Consider the following 15799-nt stretch of genomic DNA (forward strand, 5'->3'; position numbering starts at 1 on the left):
CCTAGCGACGCGCGGCGGGGACCGGGTCGGGCAGGGGGCTGAGCCGCGCGGCGGCGAAGTGGCAGACCGCGCCGTGCACCCGGTCGGCGGAGCCCGGCCCGGGGTCGGTGGTCACGCAGATCTCGCGCTCCGGGTCGACCGCGGGCCCGACGGGGCAGCGCAGGCGGTAGTCGCAGCCCGGGCCGGGTGCGGGGCTCGACGCCGCCGACGCCTCGATGGCCGCGTCGGACAGCAGGCGGTGCTGGCCGACCTCGGGCACCGCGGCGAGCAGGGACCGGGTGTACGGGTGCTCGGTGCGGGCGATGACGTCGCCGACCGGACCCTGCTCGACCACCCGCCCGTTGAACATGACCGCCATGTCGTCGCACATGTAGCGCACGACGGCCAGGTTGTGGCTGATGAAGAGCATGGACAGCCCGAGGTCGGCCTGCAGCCGACGCAGCAGGTTGAGCACGACGGCCTGCACGGACACGTCGAGCGAGGCGGTGACCTCGTCGGCGATGAGGACGTCGGGACGGGCCGCGAGCGCCCGCGCGATCGCGACCCGCTGGCGCTGGCCGCCGGAGAGCTGGCCGGGCCGGGACCGGACGAGGGCCGGGTCGAGGCTGACGAGCTCCAGCAGCTCACGGACCCGGTCGCCCGTGCGGGCCCGGTCGCCGGCGGCGAGGCCCTCGGCGACGCACTGACCCACGGTGAAGCGCGGGTCGAGCGAGCTGCGCGAGTCCTGGAAGATCATCTGCACCCGGCGCCGGGCCTGCCGGGCCGCTCGACCGCCGGCCGAGGACGCGTCCTGGTCGCCGATCCGGATGGTTCCCGTGGAGGGTGCGAGCCCGACGACGGCGCGCGCCGTGGTGCTCTTGCCCGAGCCGGACTCGCCGACCAGGCCCAGCACCGAGCCCGCGGCCAGCTCGAAGGAGACCGAGCGGACGGCGTGCACGGGGCCGTAGCGGACGTCGAGGTCCGCGACGGTGAGGGCGGCGGTCATCGGGCGACCTCCTCGGTCGGGGTCGGGGCGGTGCCCGCGAGGGGGTGCCAGCAGGCGGCGCGGTGCGCGGGGGCGCCGATCTGGAGCAGCGGCGGGCGCCGGTCCACGCAGGTCTGGTCGGCGCGCGGGCAGCGTGCGGCGAAGTAGCAGCCGGGCAGGTCGACGTCGGGGCCGGGCATCCGGCCGTCCAGCATCGGCAGCGGCGCGCTCCGGTCGACGCCCATGTCGGGGCTCGCGGCCAGCAGCAGGCTCGTGTACGGGTGGGCCGGCCGGGCGAGCAGCTCGTCGGCCGTCGCCTCCTCGACCACGAACCCCGCGTACATCACGAGGATCCGGTCGCTGATCTCGGCGACCACGGCGATGTCGTGCGAGATGAACAGCACGCTGGCACCGCTCTCCGCCCGGACGTCGGCGATGAGGCGGAGGATCTGCCGCTGCACCGTCACGTCGAGCGCGGTGGTCGGCTCGTCGGCGATGAGCAGCTTGGGCTCGCCCATCAGGCCGACCGCGATGCAGGCGCGCTGCTTCATGCCGCCGGACAGCTCGTGCTGGTGCTGGTCGTAACGGCGTTCGGGGTCGTTGATGGCCACCGCGCGCAGCGCCTCGACCGCGCGGCCCCGGGCCACCGGCTTGGACTGGTGCAGGTGGACGACGGCCGGCTCGATGAGGTGCGTGCCGATCTTGATGGCCGGGTTCAGCGCCTCGCCGGGGTCCTGGAAGATCATCGCCATCGACCGGCCGAGGACGGACTCGTTGGCCCGGGACCGCTCCGCGAGGTCGATGCCGTCGAAGGTGAGGACCTCCGCCCGGACGCTCCCGGGTGCCTCGACGAGCTGGGCGATCGCCGACGTCGCCATGCTCTTGCCCGAGCCGGACTCACCGACGATGCCGACGGTCTCGCCGGGGGCGAGGCTGAAGGACACGTCGCGCACCGGGGTGACGGTGCCGCCGTCGGCGCCGGGGTAGAGCACCCGCAGCCCACGGACCTCGAGCAGCGGGGCCACCACCGGGACGGCCGGTGCCGACGACCGTGCGGGGGTGTCGTCGCCGGGGACCACGGCGTCCCGCGGCGCGCCGACGGCCGGACCTGCGGCCACGGGGACCGGGTCGGTGACGGTGCCCGGGGCCGAGCGACGGCCGCCGACGAGGTCGGAGAGGTGCTCGCCCGCGAGGTTGAACGTCAGCCCGGCCAGCACGATCGCCACCGACGGCCCGATGGCCGCCAGCGGGGAGATGTAGACCCGGGTGAGGCCGTCGCTGAGGAGCCGGCCCCAGTCGTACGCCGGCGGCTGCACGCCGAGCCCGAGGAAGCTCAGGCCGGAGAGCGCGAGGATCGCGGTGCCGATGTGGATGGTCGTGTAGAGGATCACCGGCTCGGCGATGTTCGGCAGGATGTGGCGGAGCACGACGTAGAGCGGGCTCTTGCCCAGCACCTTCGAGGCCTCGACGTAGTCGCGGCTGACCGCCGAGGCCGTGAGGGTCTGCGTGATGCGCGCGAAGCCGGGGGCGAACGCGGCCCCGACCGCCAGCACGCTGCCGACGGAACCGATGCCGAACAGCACGGCGAAGAAGATCGACAGCAGCAGGGCCGGGAAGGCCATGAGCAGGTTGATGACGGCGCCGAGGACGCGCCCGAGCCGCTGCGACACCCCGGACAGCAGGCCGAGGGCGACCCCGACGATGCCGCCCACCACGGTCGCGAGCACGGCCAGGACCAGCGAGCTGCGGGTGGCGTACAGGGTGCGGGCCAGGAGGTCGCGCCCGAGGTCGTCGGTGCCGAGCCAGTGCTCGGCGCTGGACGACTGGTTGGCGTCGGGGATGTTCGTCGCGCCGGCCGCCCCGCCCCAGATCCACGGGCCGAAGATGCTGAGCAGCACGAACAGGGCCAGCAGCCCGAGCGCGACGCCGCCGGGGACGCGCGGCCGCCGGCGCCGACGCACGGCGGGTCCGGCCGCCGCCGCGGCCAGGTCGGTGAGCGTGGTGCTCATCGGGAGCCTCCGATCCGCGAGCGCGGGTCGAGGACGCCCAGCAGGACGTCCACGACCATGTTCAGCAGCAGGACGGCGGTGCCGAGGACCAGCAGCACGCCCTGCACGAGCGGGAAGTCCTTCTGGACGACCGCCTGGGAGATCACGGTGCCGACGCCGGGCCAGCCGAAGACGTTCTCGACGAGCACCGTGCCGGCGATCAGGCCGGACAGGATCATCGTCCCGAAGGTCAGGGAGGCCGTCATCATGTTCGGCAGGACGTGGCGCAGGTAGCGCAGCATCGGCGGCAGCCGCCGCGACTTGGCCGCCCGCACGTACTCCGTGTCGAGGACCTTCAGCGCCTCGACGCGGACGATCCGGGCGAGCGACGCCGCCGGGCCGACGACCAGCGCCGCCACCGGGAGCACGTACGAGCGTGGTCCCGAGAGCCCGGCGGCGGGGAACAGCCCCAGCCCGACGACGAAGATCACGCTGAGGATCGTCGCCATCACGTAGTCGGGGATGGAGTTGAACAGGCCGGTCAGGTTCACGAAGACCCCCCGCGTGACCCGCCCGCGACCGCCGCGGGTCCGGACGGCGGTCAGCAGGCCCACGGGCAGGGCGATGAGGATGACGAGCAGGAACGCCGGCACGGCCAGCCGCAGCGTGTTCGGGAACCGGGTGCCGAGCAGGTCCGAGACCGGGGCCTCGGTGACGATCGACGACCCGAGGTCGCCGGAGAGCACCCCGCGCAGGTAGTGGGCGTACTGCGTCGGGAGCGGCAGGTCCAGCCCCAGCTCGTGGCGCCGGAGCTCCACCAGCTGGGGCGTGGCCTGCTCGCCCAGCGCGGCCTGCACGGGGTCACCCGGGATCAGGTGGACCATCACGAAGGTCGCGGTCACCAGGACCAGGAGCGAGACGACCAGCCGGAGCAACCGGCTGCCCACGAACCAGACCCAGGGGCCGACCCGCCGGGACCGCGTCGGTTCCCGGACCAGGACCGCCGGCTGCGGCTCGGGTCTCGTCTCGGTCGTCGCGCTCGTCATGCCCTGCTCCGTCCGCTCGCCATCGGGGTGACCCTGCTCCTAGGAGGTGAGGCGGATGCTGGTCGGCACCGCGAACAGCCCGACGGTCTGCAGCGTCGCCTTGGCGGTGTAGAACGGGCGGTCGCCGTTCGACACCGGGATCACGTCGGCCCGCTTGAAGAGCTCCTGGTGGGCCTGGGTCCACAGGGGGCAGGCCTCCTCGACGGGGGCGGCGGCCGCCTGGGCCGAGAGCTTCTCGAACGCGGTGTTGTCGATGTCGCCCGCGTTGCGGCCGCCGTTCGCCGGGGTCGCCCCGCCGAAGAAGGTGGTGGCCATGTACGGGAACTCGACGTTGATCGCGCTGTAGTAGATGTCGAAGTCCGCGGTCGTGTAGAGCGACTCGAGGAAGGCGGCGTTGGTCAGCCCGACGAGGTCGGCACCGATGCCCGCGGCCTTGAGCTGCTGGCCGAGGAGCTCCACGGCGGACGCGGTCTGCGGGGCGCCGGTCTGGTAGATGATCTTGACCTTCAGCGGCTTGCCGGCCTTGGCGCGGACGCCGTCGGCCCCCATGGCCCAGCCGGCCGCGTCCAGGGTCTGGTTCGCCTTGGCGACGTCGAACGTGGGCAGCGCCCCGGTGGTCTCGTCCCCGGGGCAGGCGACGGGCGCCTCCGCGATGAGGTTGGTGGCGAGGGTGCCCTGGTTGGCCGTGCTCACCGGCGCGAGGTCCTCGCGGTTGACGGCGGACGCGGCGGCCAGCCGCAGCTGGGTGTCGTTGAACAGCCGCCCGGAGGCCTCGTTGAAGTTGATCTCGCCGACGATCACCGGGACGTCGAAGCGCTGGACGCCCGGGGTCTTGTCGAGGCGAGCACGGTCGGGACCGGTGATCTGGGCCGCGTTGATCTGGCCGGAGACGAGCTGGTTGGCCATCGTGGACTCGTTGGCCACGAAGGCGATGGTCACCTTCTTGGGCGTGCCCGGGGTGGCGGTCGAGGCGCCCGCGGGGCCCCAGGTGTAGCCGTCACGGCGCTCGAAGTCGTAGTGGTCGCCCGAGACGTAGTTCGTGATCTTGAACGGCCCGGTGCCGGCGGAGGCGTGCTCGATCGAGTCCGGGTCCTTGAGGCCGGCCGGGCAGACGATCGGCACGGCGCCGGCGCCCTGCAGCAGCGACCCGAAGGGGTTCTTCGAGGTGATCGTGAAGGTGCCCGCGGCGTCGTCGGCGGCGACCGTGTAGTCGACGGGGACGGAGAGCGCGACCCACGGCGACAGCGTCTTCGGGTCCTTGATGTAGTTGAAGTCGGCCGCGATGTCGCTGGGCTTGAGCACCTGCCCGTCGTCGCAGGTGGCGCTCTTGCCGATCGTGTAGGTGACCGTGTTGTCGGTGACCTTCCAGCTCTCCGCGAGCTGGGGGACGGCCTTGCCGTCCGCGCCGCGACCGACCAGCGTGTCGTAGGCGAACGCGTACACCTGGCGGTTGAAGCCGCCGGTGCTCTTGTAGGGGTTCACGCTGCCCGGGTCGCTGCCCAGGTTCATGGTGAAGGTCCCGTCGACCTGCGGGGCGCCCTGGGCGGCCGCTCCGCCGCCACCGCCTCCGCCGCAGGCCGCGAGGCCGGTGATGAGCGCCACCGCGGCGGCGGCGGACAAGGACGTGCGCTTCATGAATGCACCTTTGCTTCAGGAACGGGGTGTCCGTCGCGACTCGCCCGGGCCGTCCGTCGCCTCCGGCCCCCTGCGACGTCGCGTCGGGGACCAGGCGCCGTCGGGACCGTGGCGGACCTCCGGGGGAGGAGCCTCGACCGTGGGCGAAACAAGGACGACGAGAACCGAAACAGCCGTCCTTCTTTCGATCTTCTTCAACCGTACGGTTCCGTCCGGGAGGCGTCAAGGATGGGGTGGTCGCGGGCGGGTCGGAGCTTCCAGGCTCGTCCGAGACGTCCGGCGATCCCCCCGTGACACACGGGATCGCCGGGCGTACGGTGGGTCGGCGTCGCGGTTCCGAGGTCCGGGCGACGTCGCGGCTCGGACCCTCCCAGCACTCCGCGCGGAGACCGAAACTGATCGAAACTCCGCGTTGTCCGGTTCGCTGCACCCTGCGTCGGGAACCGGGATCGGGACGGACGTTCACCCTCAGGAAGAAGGACAGCCCATGGTTCAGACGTCGGACATCGAGCGGCCGGATCCCGCCCTCGTGCGCGCCCTCGCCGAGATCGGCAGCGCGACCGCGAGCGGAGAGCTGAACAAGCTGGGGGTGCGCAGCGCCCACATCCAGGGGCCGGTCGCCCGGACGCCGGGCGCGAGCATCGCCGGGCCGGCCCTGACCCTGCAGTTCCTGCCCAAGCGCGAGGACCTCTACCAGGTCGACGAGTACGCGGAGCCGGAGAAGCAGCTGCACCGCCACGTCATGTACCACACCCAGCCGGGCGACGTGATCGTCGTCGACGCCCGCGGGGACCTCGGCAGCGGCGTGTTCGGCGAGATGATGCTGACCTACTTCGCCGGCCGCGGCGGGGTGGGCGTGGTGGTCGACGGGTGCATCCGCGACTTCGGCCAGGCCAAGGACCTCGGCGTCGGCCTGTGGCTGAGCGGCACGACGCCGAACTTCCACTCCCAGACCGCGATCTTCCCGCACGCCGTGAACGTCCCGGTCGCCTGCGGCGGGACCGTGGTCGTGCCGGGCGACATCATCGTGGCCGACGACGACGGCGCGGTCGTCGTGCCGATCGCGCTGGCCCCGGCACTGCTCGCGGCGGCGAGCGAGCACGCCGAGTGGGAGGACTTCGCCCGGCTCCGGCTGTCCCAGGGCGGCGACCTGCGGCTCTACTACCCGCTCTCGGAGCAGGCGCGGCCCGAGTACGAGGCCTGGCGCGCGGCGCAGAACGGCGTGCTCGACGGGGCGGCCCCGGGGGTGCGCGGATGAGGATCACCGGCGTCGTGCCCTGGCTGGTCGCGTCCGAGGCGTCCTTCTGGGGGGAGTTCCTCTTCGTCGAGGTCCGCACCGACGAGGGCCTCACGGGCTGGGGCGAGGTCACCAGCACCACGCGGACGGCCAACCGGGCGGTCGCCGCGACCGTGCGCCAGGTGAGCGAGCTGGTCACGGGCGCGGACCCGGCCGAGATCGAGCGGATCTGGCACCAGGTCTTCCGGGCCTTCACCTACACCGGCAGCCGCGGTCTGGCGTGCACGGTCGCGAGCGCCCTCGACATCGCCCTGTGGGACCTGCGCGGCAAGGCGCTCGGCCTGCCGGTCGCCGACCTGCTCGGCGGCCGCGTACGGCCGGACCTGCTGCTCTACACGCACCCCGACCAGAGCCGGTTCGCGACGCCCGAGGGCGTGGCGGAGGAGATCGGCCGCATCGTCGGGGCGGGCTGCAGCGCCATCAAGTTCGACCCGTTCCCGCACGCCGAGGACGTCCCGGAGGCCAACGACCGCTACCTCGACGGCCGTCTGTCGCGCCGTGACGAGCGCCGGGCGATCGAGCTGTCCGAGCAGATCCGGGCCGCGGCCGGGCCCGACGTCGAGCTGTTGGTGGACGCGCACGGCCGGTTCGACGTCCCCACCGCGATCCGGCTCGCGGACTCGCTCCACGAGGCGGTCGACCTGCACTGGTTCGAGGAGCCGGTCCCGCCGGAGAGCACCCACGCGCTGCGCCAGGTCCGGGACCGGACGACGGTGCCGCTGTCGGTGGGGGAGCGGCTCCACACGCGCTGGGACTTCGTGCCGGTGCTCGAGGGCGGCCTCGCCGACTTCGTGATGCCGGACGTGACCTGGACCGGCGGCATCAGCGAGCTCAAGAAGATCGCGACGATGGCCGAGGCCTACTACGTACCCGTGTCGCCGCACGACGCGGCCGGTCCGGTCAACCTCGTGGCCGGCGCGCACGTCATGGCCACCACGCCGAACTTCTACCGGCTCGAGTCCAGCAGCTTCGACCTCGGCACGTACAACACGCTGCTCGAGGAGCCGCTGGACGGCACGGGCGGGCGCCTGCGGCTCCCGACCGGCCCGGGCCTCGGCATCACGTTCGACCTGGACCACCTGCAGGCCCACGTCCTCGACGGCTTCGGAGGAGCAGCATGAGCACCCACGAGCACCACCGGCACGACCACGGACGGACGCCCCGGTGACCGCCGTGGACGCGGGCCGCTGGCTCGAGCGCCGACCGCTCGGCCGTACGGGCCTGCTGGCCCCCGCGCTGTGCATCGGCACGAGCGCGATCGGCAGCATCCCGGGCATCTACGGCTACGAGGTCGCGACCGAGCAGGCGCTCGAGACCCTGCGCGCGGTGTTCGCGGGGCCGGTGCCCTTCGTCGACACCTCGAACAGCTACGGCGGCGGGGAGAGCGAGCGCCGCATCGGCACCGTGCTGCGCGAGATCGGCGGGCTGCCGCCGGAGTTCCTGCTCAGCACCAAGGTCGACCCCGACGAGACCGGCGACTTCTCCGGGGAGCGCGTACGCCGCTCGCTCGACGAGAGCCGCGAGCGCCTCGGGCTGGACGTGCTGCCGCTCGTCCACCTGCACGACCCGGAGAAGATCGGCTTCGAGGCGTCGATGGCGGCCGGCGGTCCGGTCGAGGCGCTCGTCGCGCTGCGCGACGAGGGCCTGGTCGGGCACCTCGGTGTCGCGGGCGGACCTGCGGGCATGCTGCGGGAGTTCGTGGACACCGGGCTGTTCGAGGTCGTCGTCACCCACAACCGCTTCACCCTGCTCGACCGCTCGGCCGAGCCGCTGCTCGACCGCTGCGCGGAGGTCGGCGTGGCCGTGGTGAACGGGGCGCCCTTCGGCGGCGGCATCCTCGTCAAGGGTCCGGCCGACAACCCGCGCTACGCCTACCGCCAGGCCTCGGACGCGGTCCTCGCCGGGGCGGCCCGCCTGAAGGAGATCTGCGAGGCGGCCGGCGTGCCGCTCGCGGCCGCGGCCCTGCAGGTCTCGCTGCGCGACCCGCGGATCAGCTCGACCATCGTGGGGATCACGCGCCCGGAACGGCTCGACCAGACCCTCGAGCTCGCCACGACGCCGATCGCGGACGAGGTGTGGGCGGAGCTGCGGGCGGCGACGCCGGCCCCGGACGGCTGGCTCGACCCGCCTCCGGCCGGCTAGGGCCGCCCGGCCCGGACCCTGGCCCGAAGAACGAGAAAGGTCCTGCGGGCTCGCCCGCAGGACCTTCGTCGTTCGTGGCCGTGGTGCCCACGACCCGTGCTGTGTCCGAGGGGGGACTTGAACCCCCATTCCCCGTAAAGGGAACTAGCACCTCAAGCTAGCGCGTCTACCTATTCCGCCACCCGGACCCGGTGCGGCCCGTTCCCGGACCGAGGGATGACTATACCTGCCCGGAGGAGGTGTCCACGCACGGTCGTCCACGTGGACGCGCGTCGTGTCGTGAGGTCGGCGGGGACGGAGGGTCAGGGCCGGCGGTCGTGCCAGTGCCGCGCGATGGCCTGCGGGAGCGGGTCGACCACGTCGCCCTGCTCGGCCATGCCGGCGCGGGTGAGGCGCCGGCTGCGGATGACGGCCAGGAAGCCGAAGGCCCAGGGCAGGTACTGGAAGCAGAAGCCCAGCTTGAACTCGTTCAGCGTGTACGCCCCGCTCGGCGCGAGGGCGTCCAGCACGATCCCGATCACCAGGATCGTCGTCAGCGACGCCGTGAACCCCCCGACGTTGACGATGCCGGAGGCCACCCCGAGCCGGGGCGACGGGTTGAACGACCGGGCGAAGTCGAACCCGACCGCCGACGCCGGGCCGTTGGCCGACAGCACGAGCATCAGCACGACGACCACGGGCAGCGGGGCGGGGCCGGGCCACAGCAGCACCACCGTCCAGATCACGACGGTGGCGACGAGCACGGCCAGGACCAGGTTGGAGCGGCGGCGGGGGTAGGCCGCGGTCAGCGTGCCGGTGATCGGCGCGACGACCAGCCCGGCCAGCACCATCAGGCTCAGCAGCGAGCCGGCCAGGGTCGCGCTGTACCCCAGCCCCAGGGTGAGGAACGGGAAGCCCCAGATGAGCGCGAAGACCATCTGGGAGAACTGCGACGTGAAGTGCGACCACAGGCCCAGGCGGGTGCCCGGCTCGGCGAAGGAGAGCCGCAGCTGGCCGATCGCCTCCCGCCAGGTGATGGGCGGCGAGGCCTGCGCCCCGATCGGGGAGTCCCGCACGCCCGCGAGGACCCCGACGCCGACCAGGAGGCCGATCGCCGCCGCCCCCACGTACGCCGACGTCCAGCCGTACGTGTGCAGCACGAACACCAGCGGGATCGTGGCGGCGACCTGGCCCAGCTGCCCGAGCAGGCCGGTGACCTGGGTGAGGATCGGGACCCGCTTGGCCGGGAACCACGACGGGATCAGCCGCAGCACGCTGACGAAGGTCATGGCGTCGCCGGTACCGACGAGCATCCGGGCCACGATGGCGCCGCCCGCCGACGTGGTCAGGGCCATGTAGACCTGGCCGCCGGCCATCACCAGCGCCCCGAGGGCGATCATCCGGCGCGACCCGATGCGGTCGACGAGCACCCCGACGGGGACCTGCATGACCGCGTACATCACGAGCTGCAGCACGGCGAAGACGGAGAAGACCGACGCGCCGATCCCGAACCGGGCGGTCGCGTACTCGGCGGCGACGCTCAGCGAGGACCGCTGGAACACCGCCAGCCCGTACGCGAAGACGCCCACCCCCCACACCAGCCAGGCTCGGGAGGGGAAGCGCACGTACCGCATTCTCACCCCTCCGGGCGGGACCCGCCGAGCGCCGTGACGAACAATGAGCGGGTGAGCGACGAGTCGAGGCGTACGCAGGAGCAGCACCCGGGCGGGTCGGCGGGCGCGCGGCCCGACGGGGAGGTCGTCGAGCTCTGCCGCGAGCTCATCCGGATCGACACCACGAACTACGGCTCCGAGCCCGGTCCGGGGGAGCGCGACGCCGCCGAACGGGTGGCCGGGTGGCTCGACGAGGTCGGCATCGCGAGCGAGCTCTACGAGCCCGAGCACCGCCGCACCTCGCTGGTCGCGCACTGGTCGCCGGAGGGCACCGACGAGAGCCTGCCGCCGCTGCTGGTGCACGGCCACCTCGACGTCGTGCCCGCGAACGCGGACGACTGGAGCGTCGACCCGTTCTCCGGCGAGGTCCAGGACGGCTGCGTCTGGGGCCGCGGTGCGGTCGACATGAAGGACTTCGACGCGATGGTGCTGAGCGTCGTACGCGACCGCGTCCGCACGGGGCGCGCGCCGCGCCGGCCGATCCGGCTGATCTTCACCGCCGACGAGGAGGCCGGCAGCGGTCTGGGCGGGCGCTGGCTCGTCGAGAACCACCCCGAGGTCGTCGAGGGGTGCACCGAGGCGATCGGGGAGGTCGGGGGCTTCTCGCTCACGGTCCGCGACGACCTGCGGCTCTACCTGGTCCAGACCGCCGAGAAGGGGCTGGCCTGGCTGAACCTCATCGCCGACGGCCGGGCCGGGCACGGGTCGTTCCGCAACGACGACAACGCCGTCACCGAGCTCGCGGCCGCGGTCGGGCGCATCGGCACGTACGAGTGGCCCAACCGCATCACCGCGTCGCAGCAGGCGTTCCTCGAGGCGGTCTCGGAGGCGCTCGGCGTCGAGCTCGACCCGAACGACGTCGAGCCCACGCTGGCCAAGCTCGGCAGCATCGCCCGGATGGTCGGCGCGACCATGGGCAACACGGCCAACCCGACGATGCTCAAGGCCGGCTACAAGCACAACGTCATCCCCGGCCGGGCGACCGCGTCGGTCGACGGCCGCTTCGTGCCGGGCGGGCAGGACGCGTTCTTCGAGACGATCACCGAGCTGCTCGGCGACAAGGTCCGCTACGAGATCGAGAACGTGCAGCCCGCGGTCGAGACGGAGTTCTCAGGCGCCCTCGTCGAGGCCATGCAGTCCTGCCTCGTCGCCGAGGACCCGGCCGCCAAGGCCGTGCCGTTCCTGATGAGCGGCGGCACGGATGCCAAGGCCTGGGACGCCCTCGGCGTGCGCTGCTTCGGCTTCGCGCCGCTCCGGCTCCCCGCCGACCTCGACTTCGTCGGCATGTTCCACGGCGTCGACGAGCGGGTCCCGACCGAGTCCCTCGAGTTCGGCGCGCGGGTGCTCGACCGGTTCCTCGACCAGGCGTGAGCCCGGACGGTTCCGTGGCCTGAGACACCGCGCACAGCACCCGCGACCGGCGGGGAGTCCGCACTACCCTCGACCTCGATGATCACGAGCTACGCCGACGCACGGTCGGTCGACTACGAGGTCCAGAAGGTCCGCCTCTCCCGGGACCTGTCGCGCAACGCGGTCCGCCAGCTCCTCACGGAACGCTGCGAGCACGGCGGCTGGGAGCTGACCCGCCTGCGGCGCTACCGCGACGGCACCCGCGACGTCTGGGTACGCCGCAAGATCATCCGCGCCCGCCTGACCGTCTGAGGCTCTGCCGTGCGGGGGGACGACCCCCGCACCCCCCGATGGGTTCCACTCGCCGGCGCTCGCGGAACCCGCCGGTCTGCGCGCGAGTGGCGCCAACGGGTACGCGACACGCCGGACGAGCGTGCCCGGTGGCGCCACTCGCGCAACCCGGCGGCGCTCCCTGAGCCCCGCGGACGCTCCCTGAGCCTGTCGAAGGGCCTCGAAGAGGTCAGCGGTCCGGAGACTCAGGCGTGCGCGCGGAGGGCGTTCGGCCCGCCGGACACGTCGTCCAGGGCCGAGGCGATCTCCGGGGGCAGGCTGAGCGCCTCGGTCGCCAGGGCCGGGGCGAGCTGGCCGGCCGTCCGGGCGCCGAGCAGGGGGGCGGTGACGCCGGGGGCGTCACGGACCCAGAGCAGGGCGACCTGCAGCGGGGTGAGGTCGAGCCCCTCGGCGGCGCGGACGACGGCCTCGACGACGCCACGGCTGCGCGGCTCCAGGTAGGGCTCCACGAACCACGCGAAGTGGTCGGTCGCGGCGCGCGACCCGCGCGGCGTGCCGACGCGGTACTGGCCGGTGAGCACGCCCCGACCGAGCGGCGACCACGGGAAGCAGCCCATGCCGAACGCGTGCAGCGCGGGCAGCACCTCCACCTCGGCGCGCCGGGCGAGCAGCGAGTACTCGACCTGGGCACTGACCAGCGGGCTGCGGCCCGGCACGGCCCGCTGCCAGGTCGCGGCCTGGGCGGTCTGCCAGCCGACGAAGTTCGACACCCCGGCGTAGCGCACCCGCCCGCTGCTGACCGCCTGGTCGATCGCGCTGAGCGACTCCTCCAGCGGCGCGTCGCCCCACGCGTGCACCTGCCACAGGTCCAGGTGGTCGGTGCCGAGGCGGGCGAGCGAGGCGTCGAGGTCGCGCAGCAGCGCGCGGCGGGACGTGTCGACGACCCGTTCGCCCCGCCTGACGACGAACCCGGCCTTGCTCGCGATGACCACCTCGTCGCGGCTCGCCACCTCGTCGACGAGGCGTCCGACCAGGCGCTCGGCGTCGCCGGCCCCGTACGCGGCCGCCGTGTCGATCAGCGTCCCGCCGGCCTCGCAGAACGTCTCGAGCAGCCCGCGCGCGGCCTCCTCGGTCGTGTCGCGGCCCCAGGTCAGCGTCCCCAGCCCGAGGCGGGAGACGACGAGCCCGCTGTCGCCGACGCGTCGTGACTCCACGGGCCCGACCCTAGGGGAACGACCCCCGGCACTCACGTTCCGGGAGCGCCAGCGAGTGGAACGTAGGCGGGGGGTGTGGGGGGTCGTCCCCCCTCATGGCCGGCACTCACGTTCCGGGAGCGCCAGCGAGTGGAACGTCGGCGGGGGGTGTGGGGGGTCGTCCCTCCTCATGACACCGTTCGGCTCATGCGGCTCGCTCTCAACCTTGGCTACCTGAGCGGCCGTGCCGATCCGGCCGAGGTGCTGGCGCTGACGCAGCACGCGGAACGTCTCGGCTTCGCGGTCGTCTGGGCGGCCGAGGCGTACTCGTCGGACAGCCCGAGCGTCCTGGCCTGGCTGGCGGGGCAGACGACCTCGATCGACCTCGGCTCGGCCGTGATGCAGATCCCGGGCCGCAGCCCGGCGATGACGGCGATGACCGCAGCGACGATCGACCTGCTGAGCGGCGGCCGGTTCCGGCTCGGGCTCGGCGTCTCCGGGCCGCAGGTGTCGGAGGGCTGGCACGGGGTCCGGTTCGCGGAACCGCTGGCCCGCACCCGGGCGTACGTCGAGGTGGTCCGGTCCGCACTCGCCCGCGAGACCGTGGAGCACGCCGGGCCGCACCACCCGCTGCCGCTGCCCGACGGCCCGGGCAAGGCGCTGCGCCTCGGGCTGCGGCCGGTGCGCGACCACGTGCCGCTCTACCTCGCCGCCGTCGGGCCGAAGAACCTGGAGCTGGCCGGCGAGGTCGCCGACGGCTGGCTCGCCGTGCTCTTCGACCCCGCCTTCGCGGCCGAGCAGCTCGCGCACGTCCGCGCCGGACGGGAACGGGCGGGGCTCGGTCTCGACGGCTTCGACGTGGTGCCGACCGTGCCGCTGTCCGTGGGTTCCGACCCGCAGGCCTGCGCCGACCTCGTCCGCCCGTACGTCGCGCTCTACGTCGGCGGGATGGGCAGCCTCCAGCAGAACTTCTACTTCTCGCTCGCCGTCCGGATGGGCCACGCCGAGGCCGCCGCGCGCGTGCAGGACCTCTACCTGTCGGGACGGCCGCGCGATGCGGCGGCCGCGGTGCCGTTCGCGCTCGTCGACCGCACCTCGCTCCTCGGCGACCGTGCCCGGGTCGCCGACGGGCTCGCCCGGCTCGCGGACGCCGGCGTCACCACCTGCGCGCTCGCGCCGCACGGGGCGACCCACGCCGAGCGCGAGGCCGCGCTCACCGTCGCCGCCGAAGCCCTGACACTGGTCACGTGACGATCCACAGCGAGCACCCCTTCGCCGACGCGCCCGACGGGCGCAGCCCGCTGCGCAGGTTCCGCGGGCGGATGGTGTCGCCGGTCAGCGTGTGGACGGCGCTCGGTCGCGGCCACCGCGCCGGCTGGACGGTCTCGTCGTTCCTCGTGGCCGACGGCGAGCCCGGCGAGGTCGTCGGGGTCGTCGACGAGGACAGCGACCTGGCCGACCTGCTGACCCACCCGCAGGCGCAGCCCGCCGTCGTCGTCAACCTCCTGTCCTGGGAGCAGCGCAGCCTCGCCGACGCCTTCGCCGGGCAGGCCCCGGCGCCGGGCGGCGTCTTCCGGCTGGGGGAGTGGACCGAGTCGGAGTGGGGACCGGTGCTGCTCGGTTCCGCGGGCTGGATCGGCGCACGGCTCGTGGCCCGGGCCCCCGACCACGCGGGCTGGGGGCTGCTCGTCCGCGCGACGGTCGAGCACGTCGAGCTCGGCGAGGTCGGCGACGCCGGCCTGCTGGCGCACGCCCGCGGCCGCTACCGCGCCGTCGAGACCGACTGACGCATCGCTCTCGCTCCCGGGCGCCGCCGACCCTTGACGCCGGGGCGCCGGGGCGGGACCGTCGACCATGACCAGGCGGGCCGTCAGCAGCCCCCGTGCGCCGGCGGCGCTCGGGCCCTACAGCCAGGCGATCGTGGCGGGCGGCTTCGTCTTCTGCTCCGGCACGGCCGGCATCGACCCGGCGACCGGCACCGCCCCGGAGGGGATCGAGGCCCAGACCGAGCAGGCCCTCGTCAACCTCGCCGCCGTGCTCGAGGCGGCGGGTGCCTCGATGGACGACCTCGTGCGCACGACGATCTTCTACGCCGACGTCGAGGACTTCGCCGCGCTGAACGCCGTGTACGCCCGCCACATGCCCGACCCGCCGCCCGCCCGGTCCGCGCCCGCGAACGTCCGGCTGCCCCGCGGCCTGCTGATCTCGATCGACGCGGTCGCCGTGCTGCCGTCCGGCTAG

The 15799-nt window shown here is 73.6% G+C and carries 14 protein-coding genes and 1 tRNA gene; 8 read left to right on the forward strand and 7 right to left on the reverse strand.

What is annotated here, in order from left to right; translation table 11 throughout:
* Position 1: 1 nt before the first annotated feature.
* The 4 genes from ABD665_RS21095 to ABD665_RS21110 are packed head-to-tail and all read right to left on the reverse strand — an operon-like array spanning position 2 to position 5633.
* Entirely contained in the window at positions 2-985 is a 984-nt protein-coding gene (locus ABD665_RS21095) for an oligopeptide/dipeptide ABC transporter ATP-binding protein (RefSeq protein WP_204912946.1), read from the reverse strand.
* On the reverse strand, positions 982-2973 hold the full coding sequence (locus tag ABD665_RS21100) for an oligopeptide/dipeptide ABC transporter ATP-binding protein (protein WP_204912945.1): 1992 nt from the start codon (positions 2971-2973) through the stop codon (positions 982-984). The genes ABD665_RS21095 and ABD665_RS21100 overlap by 4 nt, the downstream gene beginning before the upstream one ends.
* Complete coding sequence (locus ABD665_RS21105) at positions 2970-3998, reverse strand: ABC transporter permease subunit (protein ID WP_204912944.1); 1029 nt, start codon at positions 3996-3998, stop codon at positions 2970-2972. The genes ABD665_RS21100 and ABD665_RS21105 overlap by 4 nt, the downstream gene beginning before the upstream one ends.
* Before the next feature lie 39 nt (positions 3999-4037).
* Positions 4038-5633, reverse strand: a complete 1596-nt coding sequence (locus ABD665_RS21110) for an ABC transporter substrate-binding protein (protein WP_204912943.1) — start codon at positions 5631-5633, stop codon at positions 4038-4040.
* Positions 5634-6120: 487 nt separating this feature from the next.
* Here ABD665_RS21110 and ABD665_RS21115 point away from each other — a divergent pair, with 487 nt between their 5' ends.
* From ABD665_RS21115 to ABD665_RS21125, 3 genes are read left to right on the forward strand one after another with little or no spacing between them, the layout of a single operon-like run.
* Positions 6121-6891 carry an RraA family protein gene (locus ABD665_RS21115; protein ID WP_204912942.1) on the forward strand — a complete coding sequence of 257 codons (771 nt, stop codon included), beginning with the start codon at positions 6121-6123 and terminating at the stop codon, positions 6889-6891.
* Complete coding sequence (locus tag ABD665_RS21120; protein WP_204912941.1) at positions 6888-8051, forward strand: enolase C-terminal domain-like protein; 1164 nt, start codon at positions 6888-6890, stop codon at positions 8049-8051. The genes ABD665_RS21115 and ABD665_RS21120 overlap by 4 nt, the downstream gene beginning before the upstream one ends.
* A 43-nt stretch (positions 8052-8094) precedes the next feature.
* On the forward strand, positions 8095-9072 hold the full coding sequence (locus tag ABD665_RS21125) for an aldo/keto reductase (protein WP_204912940.1): 978 nt from the start codon (positions 8095-8097) through the stop codon (positions 9070-9072).
* A 102-nt stretch (positions 9073-9174) separates the two neighbouring features.
* Here the strand turns inward: ABD665_RS21125 and ABD665_RS21130 are convergent.
* Both ABD665_RS21130 and ABD665_RS21135 read right to left on the reverse strand, forming a co-directional pair.
* A tRNA-Leu gene (locus ABD665_RS21130) sits at positions 9175-9260 on the reverse strand.
* 114 nt (positions 9261-9374) lie between these two features.
* Positions 9375-10676 (reverse strand): MFS transporter, encoded by a 1302-nt coding sequence (locus tag ABD665_RS21135; RefSeq protein WP_204912939.1) that lies wholly within the window; start codon positions 10674-10676, stop codon positions 9375-9377.
* 60 nt (positions 10677-10736) lie between these two features.
* Between ABD665_RS21135 and ABD665_RS21140 the strand changes: the two genes are divergently transcribed.
* Complete coding sequence (locus ABD665_RS21140; protein WP_204912938.1) at positions 10737-12095, forward strand: M20/M25/M40 family metallo-hydrolase; 1359 nt, start codon at positions 10737-10739, stop codon at positions 12093-12095.
* 78 nt (positions 12096-12173) lie between these two features.
* On the forward strand, positions 12174-12386 hold the full coding sequence (locus ABD665_RS21145) for a DUF5703 family protein (protein WP_204912937.1): 213 nt from the start codon (positions 12174-12176) through the stop codon (positions 12384-12386).
* A gap of 224 nt (positions 12387-12610) precedes the next feature.
* Here ABD665_RS21145 and ABD665_RS21150 read toward each other — a convergent pair whose 3' ends face one another.
* Entirely contained in the window at positions 12611-13579 is a 969-nt protein-coding gene (locus tag ABD665_RS21150; protein WP_204912936.1) for an aldo/keto reductase, read from the reverse strand.
* A 186-nt stretch (positions 13580-13765) separates the two neighbouring features.
* On the opposite strand from ABD665_RS21150, the gene ABD665_RS21155 reads away from it, so the two are divergent.
* From ABD665_RS21155 to ABD665_RS21165, 3 genes are all read left to right on the forward strand, one after another.
* A complete protein-coding gene (locus tag ABD665_RS21155) occupies positions 13766-14809 on the forward strand; it encodes an LLM class F420-dependent oxidoreductase (RefSeq protein WP_204912935.1) in 1044 nt (347 codons plus the stop codon).
* The gene (locus ABD665_RS21160; protein ID WP_344743038.1) at positions 14806-15345 is read left to right on the forward strand and encodes a flavin reductase family protein; all 540 of its coding nucleotides are present in this window, start codon (positions 14806-14808) and stop codon (positions 15343-15345) included. The genes ABD665_RS21155 and ABD665_RS21160 overlap by 4 nt, the downstream gene beginning before the upstream one ends.
* A 67-nt stretch (positions 15346-15412) precedes the next feature.
* Positions 15413-15799 (forward strand): Rid family detoxifying hydrolase, encoded by a 387-nt coding sequence (locus ABD665_RS21165; RefSeq protein WP_204912934.1) that lies wholly within the window; start codon positions 15413-15415, stop codon positions 15797-15799.

The sequence above is a fragment of the Microlunatus spumicola genome (assembly GCF_039536445.1).
Classification (GTDB): Bacteria; Actinomycetota; Actinomycetes; order Propionibacteriales; family Propionibacteriaceae; genus Microlunatus; species Microlunatus spumicola.